18 protein-coding genes are annotated in these 20,230 nt (G+C 72.3%); 8 read left to right on the top strand and 10 right to left on the bottom strand.

What is annotated here, in order from left to right; genetic code table 11:
• Positions 1-73: 73 nt before the first annotated feature.
• From ABT053_RS41000 to ABT053_RS41010, 3 genes are read left to right on the top strand one after another with little or no spacing between them, the layout of a single operon-like run.
• Positions 74-1,114 (top strand): tripartite tricarboxylate transporter substrate-binding protein, encoded by a 1,041-nt coding sequence (locus ABT053_RS41000; RefSeq protein ID WP_350977073.1) that lies wholly within the window; start codon positions 74-76, stop codon positions 1,112-1,114.
• 1 nt (position 1,115) lies between these two features.
• The gene (locus ABT053_RS41005; protein ID WP_350977075.1) at positions 1,116-1,577 is read left to right on the top strand and encodes a tripartite tricarboxylate transporter TctB family protein; all 462 of its coding nucleotides are present in this window, start codon (positions 1,116-1,118) and stop codon (positions 1,575-1,577) included.
• Positions 1,578-1,597: 20 nt separating this feature from the next.
• Positions 1,598-3,103, top strand: a complete 1,506-nt coding sequence (locus ABT053_RS41010; RefSeq protein WP_350977077.1) for a tripartite tricarboxylate transporter permease — start codon at positions 1,598-1,600, stop codon at positions 3,101-3,103.
• A gap of 280 nt (positions 3,104-3,383) precedes the next feature.
• Here the strand turns inward: ABT053_RS41010 and ABT053_RS41015 are convergent, their stop codons facing one another.
• The 4 genes from ABT053_RS41015 to ABT053_RS41030 form a co-directional block, all read right to left on the bottom strand.
• Positions 3,384-4,790, bottom strand: a complete 1,407-nt coding sequence (locus ABT053_RS41015; RefSeq protein ID WP_350977080.1) for an NtaA/DmoA family FMN-dependent monooxygenase — start codon at positions 4,788-4,790, stop codon at positions 3,384-3,386.
• 12 nt (positions 4,791-4,802) lie between these two features.
• On the bottom strand, positions 4,803-5,903 hold the full coding sequence (locus tag ABT053_RS41020; protein ID WP_350977083.1) for an LLM class flavin-dependent oxidoreductase: 1,101 nt from the start codon (positions 5,901-5,903) through the stop codon (positions 4,803-4,805).
• A gap of 190 nt (positions 5,904-6,093) precedes the next feature.
• Positions 6,094-7,551 carry an MFS transporter gene (locus ABT053_RS41025; RefSeq protein ID WP_350977086.1) on the bottom strand — a complete coding sequence of 486 codons (1,458 nt, stop codon included), beginning with the start codon at positions 7,549-7,551 and terminating at the stop codon, positions 6,094-6,096.
• Between the two features lie 443 nt (positions 7,552-7,994).
• Positions 7,995-8,429: an Rrf2 family transcriptional regulator gene (locus ABT053_RS41030; RefSeq protein ID WP_350977088.1), complete on the bottom strand. Its 435-nt coding sequence runs from the start codon at positions 8,427-8,429 to the stop codon at positions 7,995-7,997.
• Between the two features lie 129 nt (positions 8,430-8,558).
• On the opposite strand from ABT053_RS41030, the gene ABT053_RS41035 reads away from it, so the two are divergent.
• On the top strand, positions 8,559-9,308 hold the full coding sequence (locus ABT053_RS41035) for an SDR family NAD(P)-dependent oxidoreductase (RefSeq protein ID WP_350977091.1): 750 nt from the start codon (positions 8,559-8,561) through the stop codon (positions 9,306-9,308).
• 214 nt (positions 9,309-9,522) lie between these two features.
• Here ABT053_RS41035 and ABT053_RS41040 read toward each other — a convergent pair whose 3' ends face one another.
• From ABT053_RS41040 to ABT053_RS41060, 5 genes are all read right to left on the bottom strand, one after another.
• Positions 9,523-10,506, bottom strand: coding sequence for an SMP-30/gluconolactonase/LRE family protein (locus tag ABT053_RS41040; RefSeq protein ID WP_350977094.1), 984 nt, complete (start codon positions 10,504-10,506; stop codon positions 9,523-9,525).
• Between the two features lie 279 nt (positions 10,507-10,785).
• Positions 10,786-11,685: a helix-turn-helix domain-containing protein gene (locus ABT053_RS41045; protein ID WP_350977097.1), complete on the bottom strand. Its 900-nt coding sequence runs from the start codon at positions 11,683-11,685 to the stop codon at positions 10,786-10,788.
• A 145-nt stretch (positions 11,686-11,830) separates the two neighbouring features.
• Entirely contained in the window at positions 11,831-13,984 is a 2,154-nt protein-coding gene (locus ABT053_RS41050; protein WP_350977100.1) for a cellulose binding domain-containing protein, read from the bottom strand.
• Between the two features lie 400 nt (positions 13,985-14,384).
• Complete coding sequence (locus ABT053_RS41055) at positions 14,385-15,158, bottom strand: hypothetical protein (protein WP_350977103.1); 774 nt, start codon at positions 15,156-15,158, stop codon at positions 14,385-14,387.
• A gap of 123 nt (positions 15,159-15,281) precedes the next feature.
• On the bottom strand, positions 15,282-15,863 hold the full coding sequence (locus ABT053_RS41060) for a hypothetical protein (protein WP_350977105.1): 582 nt from the start codon (positions 15,861-15,863) through the stop codon (positions 15,282-15,284).
• 345 nt (positions 15,864-16,208) lie between these two features.
• Between ABT053_RS41060 and ABT053_RS41065 the strand changes: the two genes are divergently transcribed.
• Positions 16,209-16,607: a DUF3592 domain-containing protein gene (locus ABT053_RS41065; protein WP_350977107.1), complete on the top strand. Its 399-nt coding sequence runs from the start codon at positions 16,209-16,211 to the stop codon at positions 16,605-16,607.
• Positions 16,608-16,713: 106 nt separating this feature from the next.
• Here the strand turns inward: ABT053_RS41065 and ABT053_RS41070 are convergent, their stop codons facing one another.
• On the bottom strand, positions 16,714-17,199 hold the full coding sequence (locus ABT053_RS41070) for a DnaJ family domain-containing protein (protein WP_350977110.1): 486 nt from the start codon (positions 17,197-17,199) through the stop codon (positions 16,714-16,716).
• A gap of 171 nt (positions 17,200-17,370) precedes the next feature.
• On the opposite strand from ABT053_RS41070, the gene ABT053_RS41075 reads away from it, so the two are divergent.
• From ABT053_RS41075 to ABT053_RS41085, 3 genes are all read left to right on the top strand, one after another.
• A complete protein-coding gene (locus ABT053_RS41075; protein WP_350977113.1) occupies positions 17,371-17,520 on the top strand; it encodes a hypothetical protein in 150 nt (49 codons plus the stop codon).
• Between the two features lie 225 nt (positions 17,521-17,745).
• Positions 17,746-18,747 carry an MvdC/MvdD family ATP grasp protein gene (locus tag ABT053_RS41080; protein ID WP_350977115.1) on the top strand — a complete coding sequence of 334 codons (1,002 nt, stop codon included), beginning with the start codon at positions 17,746-17,748 and terminating at the stop codon, positions 18,745-18,747.
• Positions 18,737-19,990 carry a TIGR04500 family putative peptide maturation system protein gene (locus ABT053_RS41085; RefSeq protein WP_350977118.1) on the top strand — a complete coding sequence of 418 codons (1,254 nt, stop codon included), beginning with the start codon at positions 18,737-18,739 and terminating at the stop codon, positions 19,988-19,990. Before ABT053_RS41080 ends, ABT053_RS41085 begins: the two co-directional genes overlap by 11 nt.
• The last annotated feature ends 240 nt before the right edge of the window (positions 19,991-20,230 follow it).

Raw genomic sequence — 20,230 nt, forward strand, 5'->3', positions numbered from 1 at the left:
ACGCCCCCGCCAGCCGAGACTGAGGCCGCGCACTCACCGAAAGACGCGCGTGCGCCGAGGAGGAGGCACCGATATGAGAACGACCAGCAGCTACCGGGCCGTCGCGCGGATGGTCGCCGCGATCGGTGTCGTCTCGCTCGCCGCCGCCTGCGCCGGCGACGGTGGCGCCACCGGGGGCGGCGCCACGGGCGGGGGCGGCGGTCCCGCAGGCTACCCGGAGAAGAACATCACGTTCGTCGTGCCGTTCAGCGCGGGCGGCCCGACGGACACCGTCACCCGCATGATCGCCGAGCCGATGGCCGCCAAGCTCGGCGGCAAGGTCGTCGTGCAGAACGCCGAGGGCGCGGGCGGCACGGTCGGCGCCGGCGAGGTCGCGCGGGCGGAGCCCGACGGCTACACCGTGCTCATGCACCACATCGGCATGTCGACGGCGCCCGCCCTGTACAAGGACCTGGGCTACAAGCCGCTGGAGAACTTCGAGATGGTCGGCCTCGTCACCGAGGTGCCGATGACGATCGTCGCCCGCAAGGACTTCGAGCCCAAGACGCTCCAGGACCTCGTGACCTACGTGAAGGCGAACGCCGGCAAGGTCACGCTGGCCAACGCCGGCATCGGCGCCGCGTCCCACCTGTGCGGGCTGCTGTTCCAGACCGCCGCCGGGGTGAAGCTCCAGGAGGTCCCGTACGAGGGCACCGGCCCCGCGCTGACCGACCTCGTCGGCGGCCAGGTCGACTTCATGTGCGACCAGACGACCAACACCAGCGGCCAGATCTCCGCGGGCGAGGTGAAGGCGTACGCGGTCACCACGCCGGAGCGGGTGAAGAGCCTGCCCGACCTGCCCACCACCACCGAGGCCGGGCTGCCCCAGCTCCAGGTCAGCGTTTGGCACGGTCTCTACGTCCCGAAGGGCACGCCGCCGGAGGTCGTCCAGAAGCTGTCCGAGGCGCTGAAGGTGGCGCTGGCCGACCAGGGGGTCGTCGACCAGATGGCCAAGCTCGGCACCGCGCCGGTCCCGGCGGAGGACGCGACCCCGCAGGCGCTCAGGACCAAGCTGGAGGAACAGCTCGCCACCTGGGCGAAGGTCATCGCCGACGCCGGCGTCAAGGCCTCCTGAGGTGGAACGCCGCCGGTCCCTCCCGGACGTTCTCGCCGGGGGAGTCTTCGTCCTGATCGGTGGCGCGTTCGCGGTGGGGGCGCTCGGCTACGAGCTGGGCACCCCGCTGCGGATGGGCCCCGGCGCCTTCCCGCTGCTGGTCGGCGCGATCGTGGCCGCCCTGGGCCTGGCGATCGTCGTCAAGGGGCTCGTCGCGGGAGAGGTGATCGAGTTCGGGCCGGTCCCCTGGCGCGCGGTCGGTGCCATCGTGATCGCGGTCCTGTTCTTCGGGCTCACCGTCCGGGGCCTCGGGTTCGTGCCGGCGTCCGCGGTGACCGCCCTGCTCACCGCGCTGGCCAGTTCGCGCGTGCGGCCGCTCACGGCCGTCGCCGTGGCCGCCGGGCTCACCGTGGCCGGCACGCTCATCTTCGTCGTCGGGCTTCAGCTGCGGGTCCCCCTGTGGGGCACCTGGCTGGGGTTCTGACGCGGCCCCCGGATTGAGACATGGAACTTCTCGACAACCTCGCGCTGGGCTTCTCGACCGCCCTCCTTCTCCAGAACGTCCTCTACTGCTTCGTGGGAGTGCTGCTCGGCACGGCGGTCGGCGTGCTGCCCGGCATCGGGCCGACGGCGACGGTGGCGATGCTGCTGCCGATCACGTTCGGCTTCGAGCCGGTGACGGCGCTGATCATGCTGGCCGGGATCTACTACGGCGCGCAGTACGGCGGCTCGACGACCGCGATCCTGATCAACCTGCCGGGTGAGTCGTCGGCGGCGGTCACCGCGCTGGACGGGCACGAGATGGCCAGGCAGGGCCGGGCCGGCGCGGCGCTCGCCGCCGCCGCGATCGGGTCCTTCGTCGCGGGTACGGTGGCCACCGTCGTGCTGGCCGTCGCCGCCCCGCCGCTGGCCCGCGTCGCGTTGCGGTTCGGCCCGGCCGAGTACTTCTCGCTGGTGCTGCTCGGCCTGATCGTGTCGATCGCGCTGGCGCGCGGCACGGCGCTCAAGGCGCTGGCGATGATCGCGCTCGGCGTCCTGTTCGGCACGGTCGGCCAGGACATCTACACCGGCACGCCCCGGTTCGTGTTCGGCCAGCGCGAGCTGTACGGGGGCATCGACTTCGTCTCGGTCGCCGTCGGCATGTTCGGGGTGGCCGAGATCCTGCGCAACCTGGAGAACGAGCAGACCCGCACGGCGATCGTCGGCAAGGTGAGGAACCTCTGGCCGACCCGCGAGGACCGGCGCCGGATGGCCGGCCCGATCCTGCGGGGCACCGGTCTCGGCGCCGCCCTCGGCGTCCTGCCCGGCGGCGGCCACGTGCTGGCCTCGTTCACCTCGTACGCCGTCGAGAAGCGGATCTCGAAGCGGCGGGAGGAGTTCGGGCACGGCGCGATCGAGGGCGTCGCGGGGCCCGAGTCGGCGAACAACGCCGCCGCGCAGACGTCGTTCATCCCGCTGCTCACCCTGGGGCTGCCCGCCCACCCGGTGATGGCCCTGATGGTCGGCGCGTTCATCGTCCACGGCATCACCCCCGGCCCGAACGTCATCGTCGACGAACCGGAGCTGTTCTGGGGCCTGATCGCGTCGATGTGGATCGGCAACGTGCTGCTCGTGATGCTGAACCTGCCGCTCATCGGCGTCTGGGTGCGCATGCTGCGCATCCCGTACCAGGTGCTGTTCCCGATGATCGTCCTGTTCGCCGCGATCGGCACGTACTCGCTGGAGTTCAACGCGTACGACGTCTACGCGATCGTGTTCTTCGGGCTCCTGGGCTACGTCCTGATCAAGTGCGGTTGCGAGCCGGCGCCGCTGCTGCTCGGTTTCGTCCTCGGCCCTCTGCTCGAGGAGAACCTGCGGCGGGCGCTCATCATCTCCCGCGGTGACGCGACGGTCTTCCTGACCCGGCCGATCTCCGCGGTGCTTCTGGTCCTGGCCGTGGCGGCGCTCGTCGTCGCCGTCCTCCCGGCGATTCGCAGGCGCCGGGAGGTCGTGTTCACCGAGGAGGAGTAGGGCCTCCTCGTCCACGGGGTCAGGGTCCGGGGGCCCTGGCGGTGTCCTCACTCCGCAGGGTGAGGACACCGCCGGGCGATCACGGACCGGCGCCCCGGAGCGGACGGCCCTGGAGTGGACGGCTCTGGAAGCGGACGACCCCGAGAGCGGACGTTTCCGGCGCGGCTCCCTCACGGCTCCTCACGGCTCCTCACGGCTCGTCACGGCTCGTCACGGTTTCCTGCGGCTCGTTACGGGTCGTTGTGGCTCGTTATGGCTCGTTATGGCTCTCCGCGGCTCCTCACGGCTTCAGCGCGGGCAGGGCGAGGTGCTCGCGGAGCGTCGTCCCCTCGTACGCGGTGCGGTAGGCGCCGCGCTCCTGCAGCTCCGGCACCAGCTTGTCGACGATGTCCTCCAGCGACGACGGCACCAGGTGCGGGGTGATGTTGAACCCGTCGACCGCGCGGGTGCGGACGTAGTGCGCCCACTCGTCGGCGACCTGCGACGGCGTGCCCACGAACGAGCCGTGCTGGGGCGTGACGCGGCGTACGAGCTGCACGATCGAGAGGTTCTCCGCCTCGGCCTGCTCGCGCCACCGGGCGATGAGCGCGAGCTTGCCGGTGCGCCGCTCGATCGGGAGCGTGCCGCGCGACGGGTCGAGCTCCGCCTCGCTGGGCTCGATGCCGGGCAGCGGGCCGTGCGGGTCGTAGGCGGACAGGTCGGTGCCCCAGTACTGCTCCAGGAACGCGATCGCCCGCGCGGGCGAGATCTGCTCGCTCTGTACCCACTCCGCACGCTCCCTGGCCTCCTCCGGCGTGTCGCCGAGGATCACCGAGGCGCCGGGCAGGATCCGCAGCGAGTCGGGCGAGCGGCCGTGGCGCGCCAGCCTGGCGCGCAGGTCGGCGGCGTAGGCGACGGCCTTGTCATAGCCGGTGTTGGCGGAGAAGACGACGTCGGCGTGCCGGGCCGCGAGCTCGCGCCCGCCGTCAGAGTCCCCGGCCTGGAACAGCACCGGGCGGCCCTGCGCACTGGCGGGCACGGTGGCACGCGCGCGCAGCCGGACCAGGCCGGTGTCCCGCTCGACGTCGCGGATCGCCCCGGGCCGCGCCCAGGACTTGGCCTCGCCCGATTCGGCGACGGCGTCCGGCTCCCAGGACGCCCACAGCTCCTTCGCGGCCTCGACGAACTCGGTGGCCCGCTCGTAGCGCCGCTCGTGCGCGAGCCAGCCGCCGTGGCGGAAGTTGGCGCCGGTCCAGGCGTTGTCGGTGGTGACGATGTTCCAGCCCGCCCGCCCGTCGGAGAGCAGGTCGAGGCTGGCCAGGCGGCGCGCGAGGTCCGCCGGGAAGTTGTACGTGGTGTTCTGCGTGGCGACCAGCCCGATGCGCTCGGTGACGGCGGCGAGCGCGGACAGCTGCGTGATCGCGTCGGGACGCCCGGCGACGTCGAGGTCGTAGACACGGCCCCGGTTCTCGCGCACGCGCAGGCCCTCGCCGAGGAAGAAGGCGTCGAAGAGCCCTCGCTCCAGCAGCTTGACCAGCCCGGTGAAGGTCTCGATGGCGACGTGCGGCGCGGCGGACGGGCCGGTCCAGATGAGTTGCGGGCCGACCCCGGTGTAGAACACGCCGAGGTGCACCTGGGCGCCGGGGTCGTACGGGGCGCCGGTCGGGCCGGTCGAGCCGGTCGGGCCGGTCGAGGTCGTGGTGGTCATGGTCGTGTCACCTCACGCGGTCGTGCTCGCCGGGGCGGCGAAGCGGTTGGCGGGGCGGGACAGGCCGAGTGCCGAACGCAGCGTGGCGCCGGGTCCGGGTGTCCGGTGCAGGCCGGCCGCCGCGAGCGCGGGCAGCACCTGCCCGGCGAGCACCGGCAGGTCGACGGCGAGCACCGCCGGGTGCAGGCGCACCCCGTCGACGCCCGGCGCCAGGGAGCGGAGCAGCTCCACCAGCCCGTGCGCGGAACCGGTGTAGCGCGGCCGTCCCGAGTCCGGCCACGGCGTGGACGCGTCCAGGGCGGCGAGCCGCCGTTCCCCGGGCTCGTCGGCGTCGAGGACCACCTCGACCTCGGCGAAGGCGAGCGCCGCGCCGGAGTCCCTGGCCCGTGCGGCCCGCCGGGTGAGCGCGCCGGTGTCGGGCTCGCCGACGAGCACGATGTCGGCGAGCGCGTCGATCTCCAGCTCGGCGGGGGCGAGCACGACGACCTGCCCCTGCGGCGGGCGGGGGGTGATGAGCGGCCCGGTCACCGAGAAGGTGGCCCCGGTGAAGTTCACGTGGTGCACGCGGGCGGGGTCGAGGTAGCGGCCGGTGGCGACGTCCCTGATCACCGCGTCGTCCTGCCACGAGTCCCACAGCAGGCGCGCGACGTCGACGACGTCGGCGGTCTCGCGCCGTACGGCGTCGCCGGCCGGCGCGCTCGCCCCGATCGTCGCGAGGTCGTCGGCGTCGTGCGCCGCGCCGACCACCCAGCCCGCGCGGCCCCGGCTGGCGTGGTCGAGGCTCGCCAGCTGGGTGGCGAGGTGGAACGGCTCGGTCGTGGTCACGTGCAGCGTGGGCGCCAGCCCGATCCGGTCGGTCAGCGGCGCGGCGAACGCGGCGCGGGTGCCCGCCTCCAGCCGCCCGGCCGGGTCCAGCCCGCGGCTCGGCGGCACCGGTGTGTCGGCGAAGGTCGCCAGCGTGAAGCCCGCGGCCTCGGCCGCGCCGACGGCGGCGCGCAGCGCGGCGGCGGTCAGGACGTCCCCGGGCCGCCGGCCGCTGTGGCGCCAGGCGGCCGGGTGGGCGCCGTCCCCGTCCAGGTCGACGGCGAGTGACAGGGTGCGGTGGTCGCTCATCGGTCGGCTCTCTCCTCTCTCGTGCGGCTCTCGTACGGTCGTGCGGTCCTCGTAAGCCTTTGTGTGGCCCTCGTGCGGCCCTCGTGTGGCCCTCGTGCGGCCCTCGTGCGGCGCGGTCCCTAGGGGGCGGCGCGATAATTACCTCTATTATTGGTAGGAATACTGTAAAAAGCCAACCCGATTCCCGAAATCATGTGCCGGAGGCCTGGCCCGCCGGTGTCTCCGCCACGGTCCGGGCGCCGGGAGACGGGCGCTCCGGCCGTCCGTGCGGTCCAAGGAGCGAGACGAGCAGCGCGAACGCGGCGACGCCCGCGCAGGTGAGGACCGCGTGCCAGTAGGCCGGGCGGTGTCCGGACGCGCCCGAGGCGGAGCCGTACAGGTAGATCCCCGACATCGCCGAGATGCAGACCGCGGCCGCGATGCGCTGGGACATCTGCAGGATGCTCCCCGCCACCCCGGCCGCCTCGGCGGGCGCGTGCTGGAGGACCGACGCCTGGAGCGGGGAGATGACGAGCCCCGAGGCGGCGCCCGCGCACATGCCGCACAGCGCCAGCAGGACGGGCAGGTGGGGCCGCGGGGCGAGCAGGCCGACCAGGCCGCTCACCAGCATGAATCCCGCCGACAGCGCGAGCCCCACCGAGACGGCGTACCGGCCGAACCGGCGCGCCGCGCGCCAGGCCAGCGCGGAAGTGACCACCATCGCCAGCGCCGAGGGCAGGGTGACGGCGGCGGCCACGAGGGCCGGCAGCCCGAGGCCCTCCTGCAGGAACATGACCAGGACCAGCGAGAACGCGAGCCCGGAGCCGAAGTGGCCCATCGCCACCACGGTGCCCGCCGCGAACGGGGCCGACCGCGCCAGCGCCGGATGCACCAGCGGGCGGCGTCCCGATCGCGCGTAGTGGTGCTGCCACAGGAGGAACGACACCGCCAGGGCGCCCACGACGGGAATCCAGAGGAGCCCGGCCGCGCCCGTCGAGGGCTGGACGAACGGCAGCATGAGCGACAGGGTGAGGCCGCCCATCAGCAGCAGCCCTACCACGTCGAGGTCGGGAGAGCCCGCCCGCGCCCGCGCGGGAGGGAGGTGGCGCGCCGCGAGCGCCAGCGTGACCAGGCCGCACGGCACGGCGAGGAGGAGGACGAGCCGCCATCCGGTGTCGGGGCCGAAGGCCGCGATGACGGCGCCGCCCAGCGGCGGCCCGAGCCCGCCCGCCACGCCGCCCGTCACCGCGTACAGGCCGAGCGCACGCGTCCTGGCGTGCCCGGTGAACGTGTCCTGCATCGTGCCGATCATCTGGGAGTTGACCAGGCCGCCGCCGAGCCCCTGGAGCAGGCGCGCCGCGACGAGCGCCCAGGGGTGAGGGGAGGACCCGGCCAGCGCGGCGCCCACGGTGAAGATCGCCATGCCCGCGAGGAAGAACGGCCTGCGGCCCCGGACGTCGCCGAGCCGGCCGCCGGGGATGAGCGCGAGACCGAAGGCCAGGGAGTATCCGGCCACCATCCACTGCACCTGGGTGGCGTCCGCGTGCAACGAACCGCGCAGCGCAGGTACGGCGATGTTCAGCACGGAGTTGTCGAGCAGCGTGGTGAACCCGCCGAGCGCGCAGACCACCAGCACCCGCCGTCCGGCGGCGTCGAATCCGGTGGTCACGCCCCCCTTCCGGAAGCCCCGCGACCGTGGTGCCGTGCCCGCCGGACGAGGGCGGGGCCGCCGATCACCCGGTGGGGTCGCCCGCCCGGCCCGGCCACCCGGCCGGGCGACTCCACCGGATGATCGGCCGTGTGCCACCCCTCATGATTACCTATATTTCCAGTAGGAAAAACCAATATTTATCCGCCCGTCGCGCACTGTGCCGCTCACCTGCGCGGATGGTCCGGCTGTTCGGGTACGGCGACCCGTCGTGCGCGCGTCGGACAGCGGCAGACAGCGGCAGACAGCGGCAGACAGCGGCAGACAGCGGCAGACAGCGTCGAACGGCGTCGGACTACGTCGGACGGCTGCGGGAGGTTCCGGGCCGGGGGTCGGCGAGGTGCGGTGGGGAGGTTCTGGGCCGGGGGGCGACGAGGTGTGGTGAGGACGTTCCGGGCCGGGGGTCAGCGGGGTGCCGCGAGGACGTCCCGGAGCACGTCCTCCAGCGTGACGCGGGCCAGCTCGCGCCGCAGGGTCTCCTCGATGCCGTCGTAGATGCCCCGCATCGCGGGCTGGATGCCGTAGCCCACCGTGCACCCCTGGTCCGGGGTGGCGCGGTGCATCCCGAACAGCGGGCCGGGCTCCACCGCCTCGTACACGTCAAGCAGGGTCATCGACTCCAGCCCGCGCGCCAGCGACCAGCCCGCGCCCGCGCCTCGGCGAGACTCCACGAGCCCGGCCCTGCGCAGCTCGCCGAGCAGTCGCCTGATCACCACGGGATTGGTGTTCGCGCTGGACGCGATCTGCTCGGAGGTCGCGACCTCGTTGCCCTGCCGCTGGTAGAGGCTGATCCAGGCGAGCGCGTGAGCGGCGATGGTCAACCTGCTGTTGGCGCTCATGAACCCTCTTCTCCCGGTCCCGACGCTGTATGGTACGGCCGCTCAGTCGTAACAGCAAATGTTGCGACCAGGGAAACGTAACTATTAGTGTTACGACCATCGGATGGATCGATCAACGAGGTGAGAAGAATGAACAAGCCGCTCACGGGCAAGGTCGCCCTGGTCACCGGGGGGTCTCGCGGACTGGGAGCTGCTACCGTACGGCTGCTGGCCGAGCAGGGCGCCGACGTCGCGTTCACCTATGTCAGCTCCGAGGAGCGAGCGCGGGCCGTCGTCGACGAGGCGCGTGGCAAGGGCGTGAAGGCCGCCGCCTTCAGGTCCGACCAGGCGGACACGAGCGGGGCTCCGGCGTTGATCGACGACGTGGTCGCGCACTTCGGCGGCCTGGACATCCTCGTCAACAACGCGGCGATCTCGGTGAGCCACAGGGTGGACGACCCGGACGCCGACACCGCCGCGCTGGACCGGATGCACGCCACCAACTACCTCGGCGTGATCGCCGTCATCCGGGCCGCCTCCCGGGTGCTGCGCGCGGACGGCCGTATCATCACGGTGAGTTCCGGGCTGGGCACCCGGGTCGGGCTTCCGGGCCTCGCCGACTACTCGGCGACCAAGTCGGGGGTCGAGAGATACACCATGGGCGCCGCGCGGGACCTCGGGTCCCGGGGGATCACGGCCAACGTCGTGGAGGCCGGGCTGATGGAGAGCGGGATGGAGCCGCCGGACCCCGAGACCCTCAAGGCCCTGGTCGGCTCGCTGTCCCTGCAGCGCATGGGCCGTCCGGAGGAGATGGCCGCGGCGATCGCCTTCCTGGCGAGCCCCGCCGCGTCGTACGTCACGGGCGCGGTGCTCGACGCCCACGGCGGCTACAACGCCTGAACCGGCCTGATCCCCCGGGATCGGCGCCCCGGCCGGCTACCGATCGTGAGGGTGTTTCTCGCCGGTGCGTCCGGTGGAGCCTCGCGTCCGGATCGACCGTGCCGCCGGGCGCACGGTGGAACTGCTGGACGCGCCGCCGGGCGTCGTCGTCATCGCCGGCCAGCCGACCCTCCGTCGGCCCCGGCCGGTCCCGGCCGGGGCCGACGTGGCTCGCCTACCGGTGGTCGCGCAGGCGCGCGCGCAACAGGTTGGGGTCGGTGGCCGTGGTGTAGGCGGCGCTGAGCACGTACACGTCGTCGCCGCGCAGCGCGACGGAGGTGGGGTTCTGGAGCCCGTCGGCGGCGTCCAGAACGGTGCTGCTGCTGCCGTCGGGCCTGACGCGCACGACCTTGTTGGGGCCGTTGAGGGCGGCGAGGATCTCGTCGCCGCGGCCGGTGAAGGCGAAATCGTCGATGCCGACCATGCCCGACGCCTTGACCTGCGGTGCTCCGGCGCTGTTCCCGGAGCGGATCGGGATGCGCAGGAGGGTGCCCCGGTCGAGGTTGGTCACCCACAGCGCGCCGTCGTGCACCTTCGCGCCGTTGGCTCCGAGGAAGCCGTCCGGGGCGAGTTCGGGAGCGGTGGACCACGCGACGGGCGTGCCGCCGGTGAGGGGGACGGTCCACACGGTGCCGAGCACCGAGTCGGTAATGTAGAGCCGTTTGCCGTGCCCGTCAAGTGCCAGCCCGTTGGGCAGGCCGTTCGCGGGCAGCGCGGCGATGCGCCGCGGGGCCTTCCCGGGGCGCATCCGCCACAGCCCCGTGAGGTCGGCCGTGCCGGTCGCGTACAGGGTGTACACGGTGCCGTCCGGGGTGTGGACGATGCCGGTGGTCAGGGGGAAACCGAGGACCGGCGTGCCGATCCCGCCGTCGGCGGGCGCGGGCAGCGTCGCCAGGACGCGCGCCTTGCCCCGGGGGCTGACCTGGGCCACCTGGCGACCGGCGGCGAAGGTGACGTTCGCCGTGCCGTCGGGCAGCAGGGCGATGTTCTCCGGCATCTGGCCCGCGGACAGGTCGAAGTGGGCGGCGATCCGCACGTCCGTCAGCGGTCCCTTGGCCGCCGTCGCGCCGGTCGTCGCACCGGCCGGTACGGTCGGCGTCAGGGCGGCCGCGGCCAGCAGGGCGGCCGACATGGTGATCTTGATGCTTCGCTTGGGCATGGTTCCTTCACTGTTTTCCGGCATGCGGCAGCCGAGGCTCGGCGCCGTGGGCGAGGGGGTGTACTGCGGACCGAGGGGTGTCTCGGGCGTCCGAGGGTGTCTCGGAGGTCGGGGAGCGTCCCGGAGGGAGGCGTGATCGTGCGACCGACCGACCGACCGGCGAGGGCGGGTACGGCGGACAGGCGGGCGGTACGCGCCGGTGTCTCAAGCCGACGGGACGGAGGGGCTCGGGTCAGGTGGCTCGGCGTACTTGGGGGGCGGTGCGGTCAGGTGGGGCGGTCAGGTGGTGTGGGCGTTGGCGCCGGGGTGTGGGCGGGGTGCCTCCTGGGGCGCGGTGACGTGGGAGAGCAGGGTCAGGGCCGTCGCGGAGGGCGAGCCGGGAGCGGCTGTGGCCACCACCAGGGCGGGACCGTCCCCCTGCGGGCTCTGCAGCGTCTGCTGGGTGACCGTCAGCGTGCCGACCAGGGGGTGGCGCATCTCGTAGTCGGCGACGTCGCAGGCCAGGACCCGGTGATCGGCCCACATCGCGGCGAACTCCGGGCTGCGCATGGTCAGCTCGCCGATCAGCCCGGCCAGCAGCGGGTCGTCCGGGTGTCGCCCGGCCGTCAGGCGCAGGTTGCCCACCACGGCCCTGGCCTTGGCGGGCCAGTCGGCGTACAGGTCACGGGTGTGCGCGTCCAGGAACACCAGTCTGGCCATGTTCGGACGGCGGGCCGGGACGCCGGGGCCCTCCGGGTCGAGATGGCCGGCGAACAGCCCGTGACCCTGACGGTTCCAGGCCAGGACATCGGTGCGACGGCCGATCACGATGGCGGGCGTGCTCCCGAGGGCCGCCAGCAGGGCGCCGGTCGCCGGGGTGACGTGTTCGGCACGCGGCCGGCTCGCGGGCCGATCGCGTCTCGGCGCCCGGGCCAGGGCGTGCAGATGGGCACGCTCGGGCCCGTCCAGGCGCAGGGCGTTCGCTATCGCGTCGAGCACCTCGGGCGAGGCGTTGCGCGACTGGCCCTGCTCCAGGCGGGTGTAGTAGGGCGCGCTGATGCCCGCGAGCATCGCGAGCTCCTCCCGCCGCAGCCCGGGTACCCGGCGCCGCTCGCCGTAGGTCCGCAGCCCGACGTCCTCGGGCCGCAGCAGGCCCCGGCGTGCCTGGAGGAAGTCGGCGAGGTGCCCGTGCTCGTTCATGAGGCCAAGTATGCGCGGCGCCGGAGATCCCCGCCTCACCCCGCTGGGGTAGGGATCCGGGGGCCGTGACGGGTACGGGTGGGGCGTGGGCCGGTCATGGGGATGCGGGGGCCGCCTCCGGGCGGGAGACGGCCCCCGGCCGCCGTCACCTGGTCGTACAGACGGTCCCGTTGAGGGTGAAGACGGCGGGCAGCGTGTTCGGGCCGCTGTAGTTGCCGACGAAGCCGATCGTGGCCGACGCGCCCGTGGGCAGCGAGCCGTTGCCGGGTTCGTTGACGACCTTGACGTCCTGCCCGTTCTGCGTCCACACGGCGCCCCAGCCGCTGCCCAGGCTCTGCCACGTCCTGGGCCAGCTGAAGTTCAGGGTCCAGCCGTTGACCGGCGCGCCGTTGTTGGTGATGTCGATGGCGCCGACGTAGCCGCTGGCCCAGTCGGACTGCTTGGTCAGGCGTACCGAGCACGAACTGGAGGCGGGCGTGCCGGTCGTGAACGTCAGCGGCGCGGAGGGCGACGACACGCCGCCGCCGCTGTCGCGGGCGATCACGTTGACCGTGTGACGCGTGCCCGGCTTCAGGTTGCCCACGGTCAGCGAGGTGCCGGTGGTCTCGCCGATCTGCTCGCTGACGGCCCCGTTCTGGCGGTGGATCTCGTACTTCGCGATCGGGCGCGTGCCGGCGGGGGCGGCGGGCCAGGAGATGGTGGCGGTCCTGTCCGTCACGGCGGAGGCCGTCGGCTGTCCGGGAGCGCCGGGCAGGCCGGTCTGGGCGGAGGCGGGCCGCAGGACGACCGTGGTGAGTGAGAGCGGCGGCAGCGTCTGGCCGGTCGCGCTGCCCGCGGCCGACGTGGTGATGCTCGTGGCGCCGTTGGTGTGGGTCAGCACGGTGGGAGCCCCGGACGCCGGGCTGAAGCCCGAGTAGCCGATCGTGACGGGGTAGGACGTGTCGGACGAGGTGTTGATCAGCAGGACGGCCAGGTCGCCGTTGGGACGGCGCGCGGCGTGCGCGGTGACCTTCCCCTCGTCGGTCGCGGCCCGGACGAACCGGTCGCCGGGGCGGGCGAACCTGCTCACCATCTGGAGCGCGTAGTACGGCGCGAAGGGCGTGTTCGCCGCGGGCTCGCAGACACTGCCGTCGGAGGTGCACCCCCCGCTCGACAGCAGGCCGAAGTCGCCGTAGTCGGTGTGTCCCTCGACCTGCGTGACGGTGCCGATGCCGTTGTGGACGTTCCACCAGTCGACCGTGAACACCCCGTTGGCCAGCAGCGTCGCGTAGGCGTCGGCGGCGGCGAGCGCGCCGGGCTGGGTCGTCGTGCCGCCGCTGTTCGACCCGGTGTTGAACTCGGTCATCGCGATGCCGATCCGCTCGGACCCGGTCCCCACGTGCCTCTCGATCTGTTTACGGGTGAGGTGGATCATGTCGGGGACGTGCGCCGCCCTGTCGAAGGCGCCGGGGTACCAGTGCAGGATCACGAAGTCGATCTTCGATCCGGCGGTCGACAGGACGACGTCGTTCCAGGTCCCGGCGTCGCCGTCGGCGACGATCCCGTCGGGCCAGTTGGCCGGCGTGGTCAGCACCGCGCCGATCTTGATGGTCGGGTCGACGGCCTTCATCGCGTCGGAGTAGGCCACGACGTGGCGCGCGTACTCGGCCGGGCTCTTGTCGGGGTGGTCGTCCGCCTCCCAGACGGCGCCGTAGTGGCCGTTGCCGTAGTTCTCGTTGCCGATCTCCCAGTACTTGACGCCGTAGCCCTTGGTGACGTTGGCGTGCCGCACCCAGGCCGCGGCCTCCGCCGCCGTACCGGTGCCGTAGTTGGCGGTCACCATCGGCTGCGCCCCGGTGCGCCGTACGCCGCGCATGAAGGTGTCGAAGTCGGTGTCGGGGGCGACGTAGCCGCCCGGAGCGGTGTGGTCGGCCCAGTGGTAGATGTCGGAGTACGAGCCGCCGGGGTAGCGCAGCAGCTTCATGCCCGCGTCCTTGAGCAGGTCGGCGGTCTCGTCGGTGCCCAGGCGGGAGTCCCAGATCGCGTGGTTGGTGCCGATGCCGGTCTCGGGGACGGAGGCGAGCGCGGCGCGGGCGTTGACGGTCACCGCGACCGGGGCCGCGGCGGCCTGGCCGGCGTGTGCTGCGGGGGTGTTCAGGGCGGTCACCGCGGCCGAGGCGGCCTGGTCGGCACGCGCCGCGGGGATGTTCGGGGCGGTCACCGCGGCCGGGGAGGCCTCGTCGGCGTGCGCTGTGGGAATGTTCAGGACGGTCAGCGTCAGCAGGACGGCTGACGCGGCCCGTAACAGAGTTCTTGGCATCGGTGCACCTCACAACGGATAGTGGCATTCACTCGACACCCCCTCCCTGACCCGGAGGCAACATGATCGTCAGCGGTCGCCCGGTATCCGTCAACCTGCGGTGAAACTTTCACGCGGAGGCGGGTCCGCGGTTCGCGGGGTTCGTCGCCGAACGTGGTGACGCGCTGCCGCGCCCCGGCCATGTGCGGGCCATGTGCGGCCGTGTGCGGGCCATGTGCCGGTCGGGAACCCGCATGACGCGTCGGCCCCGGCGAGGGAGGCGCCGCCGAGACTCCGTGCCGCCCGGCCGAGGCTCATGAGCGCAACCCTCATGACCGTTACGCTCACGGCCGATGCGCTCATGAGTGTTGTGCTCATGGCCACTACGCCGTCGGCCGCTTGTCGGGATCTCCCGAGGGGCTCATGCCCGCTTCTCGCTCCCGACGATGAGCGTGTAATCGACACCTGTGTGGAAGTCGCCGGAGGATCCGCGAATGGTCAGCGTGTGGCGGCCGGGCCGCAAGGGCTGGAGGCGCACCCAGATGCCGCAGGCGTAGGAGGTGATCGTTCCCGCCTCGCCTGTCAGGGGGTTGCCCGCCACACCGGTTACGGCGACGTCGTCGTCCTCCATCCGTTCCGGGGTGACCGGCTCGCCGTCGAGGGTGACGCTGCCTCTGGCCGTGGCCATGAAATCCCGGCATATCGCCTCGGAACAGATCCGATTCACCAGCGGGAACACGATCGGCCGCGCCGCAGGGATCTCGCATGTCCGCCGCGAGGTACCGCCGAAGGTTCCGGCGAGGAACCACACGTCCGCCGGCTGGTTCCGGCCGCAGAACTCCCCGGTCGGGTCCGTCACCGGGTTCGTGCTCTCGCCTTCCGAGGCCGCCCAGGTCCACCAGCGTCCCTGGATCGTCTCCACCGGAGAAGGGGTCTGTTCCGGCGAGGACGCAGGCCACTGCGAGGTGGCCTGTTTCGGCGAGACGGCTCTTTCCGTGCCACTCTCCTGTGCCACCCCGCAGCCGGCGAGGAGACCAAGGGCGAACAGAAGCGGCGCAACGGATCTAAAAGACATTTGGGAATCATAGGTCCAGCGGTCCTTTCTGCCCTTTCCTTTGGATCGGCTCGTCAGATGTCGTACGAGTCCGGTCCTCAGCCGGGGCAGCAGCCGGGTTGGTGCGTCGATTCGGTCCATGTCGGTCGGCGTCGAAGCGGGTGACCTTCTCGCGGACGCGCGGCCGTACGAGCTCAGAACACCAGGGCGGCCGGGACACCCGGACGTCCGGAAGATCGCGCGGTCCGGCCCGGGAAAGGCCGATCACCAGCCGTCCCAGTGACGGCAACCCCACCAGGGGCCGGTGAGGTGCCTGAGCGCGTACGCGTGCTCCCCGGGCTCCGGCCGGCCCTCGGGCATCCAGACGAAGCACCTCGTCGAGGCGAAGGGCCAGTCGACCAGCTCGAACCGGACGCCGCGTGGGACGCCCTCGTCCTCAAGCACGTCAGGCTCGCAGACCCGGTACAGCCCCGCCCACGCGCAGCCGGGGCCGGTGCGCTCGCCACCGGCGAGGACCTCCTTCGCGTACCGCTCCATGCCGGCCTGGGAGAGGGCGAACCGCGCGGAGAAGGAGGCGTCCAGGTGGATCGCGGCCCATACGGAGAGGAAGGCGAGCGGTGCCAGCAGCCAACGCGGTGATCGTCTGGCCGGTGGCGGTTCGGATCCGCCTGCGAGTGCCATGAGCAGGCGGACAAGCCAGTACAGACCTAAGGGGATCCAGACGAAGAACCCGAAGATCGCCCCTTCGGAATACGGGAAGGGCACGCTGGACCAGGAGAGATTGAGGAACGCCGCGACCACGACAAGGGCGAAGAACCGCCGCCCCGGTGGTCCGCCGATCGTCACGGCCTCACCCTAACGACACGGAAAGCCTCGTCGCCTTTCGAAAGCGCGATGCTCTCGAAAGCGCGGTGCTCTCGAAAGCGCGGTGCTCCCGAAAGGACGGTGCTCCCGAAAGCGCGGTGCCGTTGTCGGCGGGCCTCTGCGAGGAACCACGAACACCGCGTTCTCGTTGAACGATCAGAACATCGCCCGCACGCGGAGGGGACCTGCATGAGGCGATCCGCCAAGCGGAAGCCCAGACCTGGTCGGCGTCCCCAGGTGAGATACGTTCAGGTCCGGCGAGAACGTCCGCGCCGTTGGTTCGGCCGTCGTCGTGAAAGGTCCTGGGCGACACCGAGGGGCCGGGCGGTGGTGACCCTGCTGGCGGCCCTGTTCATGGTCGTTCTCGGCGGGTGGCAGATCGCTCATCTCCTCGCGGTGAAGGACATCCTGCGGCACGGGGTCCCGACGGTGGCCACCGTTACCGAAGTGGAGCTGCGCTCTCCCAGGTCGCCTCTCGGCGATCGTGTCGTCGTCGAGTTCGTCCTGCCCACCCAACGTCGTGTCGTCGCCGAGGTGAAGGAGTTCACGTGGTCCCCGCGCCCGGAACGAGGGGATCAGGTCGAGATCACCTACCGGGCCGGCGACCCGGAAAGTGTGGTGGAGACGGGTGTCGGAGTGGTTCGTCTTTATGTGGTCCTCGCCCTGCTGGGACTGGTGATCCCCGTCCTGACGTGGGACGGGACCAGAAGGTGGCTCGACTCGTAGACCGCGCGTGGCCGCCGGTACGGCCGGGAGACGAGACGGTCTCGGATGGCGTGTCGCGGGACACCGAGATCCGCGAGAACCCGACCGTACGCCCACGCCCGATCGATCAGCCGTGCCCTTTCCGCTGGAAGAACCGGAGGAGGGAGCGTCTCTCGCGAGGCGGTTCGGGAACGGGGGCGGGCTTCTCCCGGGCCGGATGAAGGGCTCGCCAGTCGGCGGCGGTCTTCTCCACGTCGATGAGGGGCTGGAAGAGCGGCGGGCCGGACAGGGTTCTTCCGTGGCTCTCGCGGATCCGATCGTTCATGCCGTCGACGATCGCCCGGGCCTCGGCCTCCGTCCGGGCGCCCAGCGCCTCCGCCACGGACTCCTCGACCTCCTTGCGCAGCGCGAGCGTCCCCGGCAGCGGGAAGGCCAGGTTCTCCTCGAGCATCTTCTGCTTGATCCACCACATCTCGTCGTGCGGCTTCCCCTCGCCGGGGAGGGGCTTGCCCGTGCCCGGCAGGTTGTCGAACTCCCCGCGCTCGGTGGCCTCACGAATCTGCCGGTCGATCCAGGTCTCGAAACCGACTCCCGGTGGCTTGCGTTCCGTCACGGATCTCACCTCTCACGCCGCGGCCGGCATCACCTTCGAGGATAACCAGGGGGTCCGCGGGCCCCTCCGGGCACCGACCGCAAGTGGTTTCCAAGTCGGCTACCAGCGGCGACCGCCATCGTTGGGCCGGGCCGCAGAGCGCGGTCTGTTTCACGATGAGGATTTCGCACCATGGCTGATCTCAAGATCGAAGACCTTCCCGCCGACTTCTCCGAGCTCGCCGAAGGCGAACTGCTGGAGGTCATCGGCGGCAGGGCGATGGAGCCGGCGTCCGGCATCGTCTGCACCGCCGGCGCGTCGAGCTACTGCTTCACCAGGTAGTTCCGGCCACGGCCCGGCCACGTCCCGTCACGTTCCGCCACGCCCGGCCACGGTGCCCGTGGGCGAGCCGTGACAGGCGTGACACGGCGTGACACGGCGTGACACGGCTGGGCGGACCAGGTACGGCCGGACCTGGCCGCACGCCACGAGGTGAGACTGGGGAGCCGGTGTCCACGGACGCCGGCTCCCCGCCCCGTGAGGGGCGGACGAGGGAGCACGTTCACCGTGTTGTTGATCATCAGCGGCGCCCACGACGACTCGGTTCGCGCGGTGTTGCCCAAGCTCCGGGAACGCGGCGTGCCGCTGCTGCGGTGGGACGAGGCCGACTATCCCGAGGCCTCCACGCTGACCACCGGCTTTCTCGGCGGGCGCTGGCGGCAGACGCTGACGTACCGCGGCGAGGTCCACGACCTGTCGCGGGTCACCGCGGTCTGGCACCGCCGTCCCGGCAGGCCGGCCGCGCCCGGGGTGCCGGAGCCGACGCAGCGCGCGTTCGCCGAGCACGTGGCCGCGCTGGCGCTCACCGGCGCGTACGACCTCATGGTGGGCGCGCGGTGGCTGCCCGCGTCGCCGCAGCACGTGCTCTCGGTGGACAGCAAGCTGCTGCACCTGTACCGGGCCCGCGAGCTCGGGTTCACCGTGGTGGACACCGTCGTGACGAACGATCCGCGGGAGGTCGTGTCCGCGTGGAACCGGACGCGCGGGCGTCTCGTCACCAAGTCGCTGGACTACCGGGAGTTCCGGGTGCGCGGGGAGAGGCATCATCTGTACACCACGGTGGTGCCCCGGCGGCGGCTCACCGGCGTTCACCGGATCCGGTACGCCCCGGCGATACTGCAGCCGAACGTGGAGAAGGCGTACGAGCTGCGGGTGACCGTCGTCGGCGAGCGGGTGTTCGCGGCCCGCATCGACTCCCAGGCCTCGCGGCTGACCACCGTCGACTGGCGGCACTACGACGACGCGAACGTCGGTTACTTCGCCTACGACCTGCCGCCGGACATCGAGCGACGCTGCGTCCGCCTGGTCGCGGAGCTCGGCCTGACGTTCGGCGCCCTGGACTTCATCGTGACGCCGGACGGCCGGTACGTCTTCCTGGAACTCAACGTCGAAGGGCAGTGGGCGTTCGTCGAGACGCTGACCGGCCTGCCCATCGGCGACGCGATCGCCGACTGGCTCGCGGAGGCCACCGCCCGACCCGACCCGAAGGGGCCCACCGATGTCCGCTGACCAGCTCACGCCTCACATCACGTCCCACGGCTCTCTCCACGCCACGCCTCACGCCGTGGCCCACGGGTCCTTCGCCGTGGACCTCGCCGCCGCGGTCGAGCTCCTGCGCGGCCTGCCGACGGCCGGGGCGGGCGCGGTGAACGACGCGTACCGGCACGTGCGGAACTGGAGCGCCAGGCGGCCGTGGCTGCGTGCCCAGCTCGTCGTCGACGACCCGCCGGGATCGACCGAGGTCGGCTACGACCTGCTGCTGTCACATCCCGACGGGGGCACCGTCGCGCTCTCCGCCGAGGTGGACGACGGCGTACCCTGGCTCGTCGACCACTCCACCCACTGGGCCGCCTCGCAGATCCTCAGCGTCGACGGGGCGGGGCTCTCCGTCGCGGCGGGGTTGTCCGCCGTTCGCGACCTCGGCACCCGTGATCGCCAGCTGCACGAGCGGTTGGTGGACCACCGCATCCTTCTCACCGAGCTGGACGACGACCACGAGCCGGTGACCGCCGCCGAGATCCAGCGGGCCGCCGACGAGTTCCGCCGCCGCCGAGGGCTCATCGGCCGTGCCGAGACGCTGGACTGGCTCGCCGAGGTCGGCATGTCCGGGGAGGCGTTCCGGGACCACGTCAGGGTGCAGGCGTTCATCGCCCGCGTACGCGAGCGCTTCGCCGGTGAGCCGGCGCGACGCTATCTCGCCGAGCACGCGGACGAGTTCACCGTCCGTCACGCGGCGTGGGTGACCGGGACCCGGCCGGACGCGTTGCGCGTTCTCGTCGACGGGCCGGTGGAGGAGTTCGCGAACCGGGTCGCGGCGGCGGTGGTGCTCGGGAAACCGGCGGAGGAACCGGCCGCGACACCGATCGAGCGGCCGGGCGATCGACCGACCGGGACACTGATCGAGCGGCCGGGTGGGCAACCGACTGGGGCACCGATCGAGCGGCCGGGTGGGCGGCCGACCGGGACACCGATCGAGCAGCCGGGCGGGAGACCGGCCGTGGAACGAGGGGTGCGCCTGGAGGCCGTCGCCACGCTCACCCCCCGGCTGCCGGAGCCGCTGCGCGCCGTGCCCGCGGGTGCGCCGGTCGGGCCCGTTCCGTACGACGGCGGTTATCTGGCCGGGGTCGTGTACGCCGTGGTCCCGCCGGATCCGAGCGACCCGGAGGTGCTCGACGCGGCGCGTGACGCGGCGTTCCGCGCGTGGCTGGACGAACGGCGGCGCACGTCGGAGGTCCGCTGGTTCTGGCTGTGAGCCGGGCGCACACCTCTATGGACAGACTCACCCAGGGACCAGGGACCAGGGACCAGGGACCAGGGGACGGGGGACGGGGGACGGGGGACGGGGGACGCAAGGACCAGGGACCGAGGGGACGGAGGACACGGGGGCGAGGGGGGAGGGCAGGCCGGGGCGTGGATTCGCCCGGAGGGGAGCGGCGCCTTTCCAGCCGCGGGAATTCCGGCTTCCCGGCGACGAGAGTTCCCGCGGTGGACG

Origin of the sequence: Streptosporangium sp. NPDC002524 (genome assembly GCF_040295985.1) — a bacterium.
Classification (GTDB): Bacteria; Actinomycetota; Actinomycetes; order Streptosporangiales; family Streptosporangiaceae; genus Streptosporangium.

What these genes read in the sequence shown, in the direction of transcription:
- ABT053_RS41000 (WP_350977073.1), top strand. Translation starts at nt 74, where the DNA reads ATGAGAACGACCAGCAGCTACCGGGCCGTCGCGCGGATGGTCGCCGCG.
- ABT053_RS41010 (WP_350977077.1), top strand. Translation starts at nt 1,598, where the DNA reads ATGGAACTTCTCGACAACCTCGCGCTGGGCTTCTCGACCGCCCTCCTT.
- ABT053_RS41015 (WP_350977080.1), bottom strand. Translation starts at nt 4,790, where the DNA reads ATGACCACCACGACCTCGACCGGCCCGACCGGCTCGACCGGCCCGACC.
- ABT053_RS41020 (WP_350977083.1), bottom strand. Translation starts at nt 5,903, where the DNA reads ATGAGCGACCACCGCACCCTGTCACTCGCCGTCGACCTGGACGGGGAC.
- ABT053_RS41030 (WP_350977088.1), bottom strand. Translation starts at nt 8,429, where the DNA reads ATGAGCGCCAACAGCAGGTTGACCATCGCCGCTCACGCGCTCGCCTGG.
- ABT053_RS41035 (WP_350977091.1), top strand. Translation starts at nt 8,559, where the DNA reads ATGAACAAGCCGCTCACGGGCAAGGTCGCCCTGGTCACCGGGGGGTCT.
- ABT053_RS41040 (WP_350977094.1), bottom strand. Translation starts at nt 10,506, where the DNA reads ATGCCCAAGCGAAGCATCAAGATCACCATGTCGGCCGCCCTGCTGGCC.
- ABT053_RS41045 (WP_350977097.1), bottom strand. Translation starts at nt 11,685, where the DNA reads ATGAACGAGCACGGGCACCTCGCCGACTTCCTCCAGGCACGCCGGGGC.
- ABT053_RS41050 (WP_350977100.1), bottom strand. Translation starts at nt 13,984, where the DNA reads ATGCCAAGAACTCTGTTACGGGCCGCGTCAGCCGTCCTGCTGACGCTG.
- ABT053_RS41055 (WP_350977103.1), bottom strand. Translation starts at nt 15,158, where the DNA reads ATGGACCGAATCGACGCACCAACCCGGCTGCTGCCCCGGCTGAGGACC.
- ABT053_RS41075 (WP_350977113.1), top strand. Translation starts at nt 17,371, where the DNA reads ATGGCTGATCTCAAGATCGAAGACCTTCCCGCCGACTTCTCCGAGCTC.
- ABT053_RS41085 (WP_350977118.1), top strand. Translation starts at nt 18,737, where the DNA reads ATGTCCGCTGACCAGCTCACGCCTCACATCACGTCCCACGGCTCTCTC.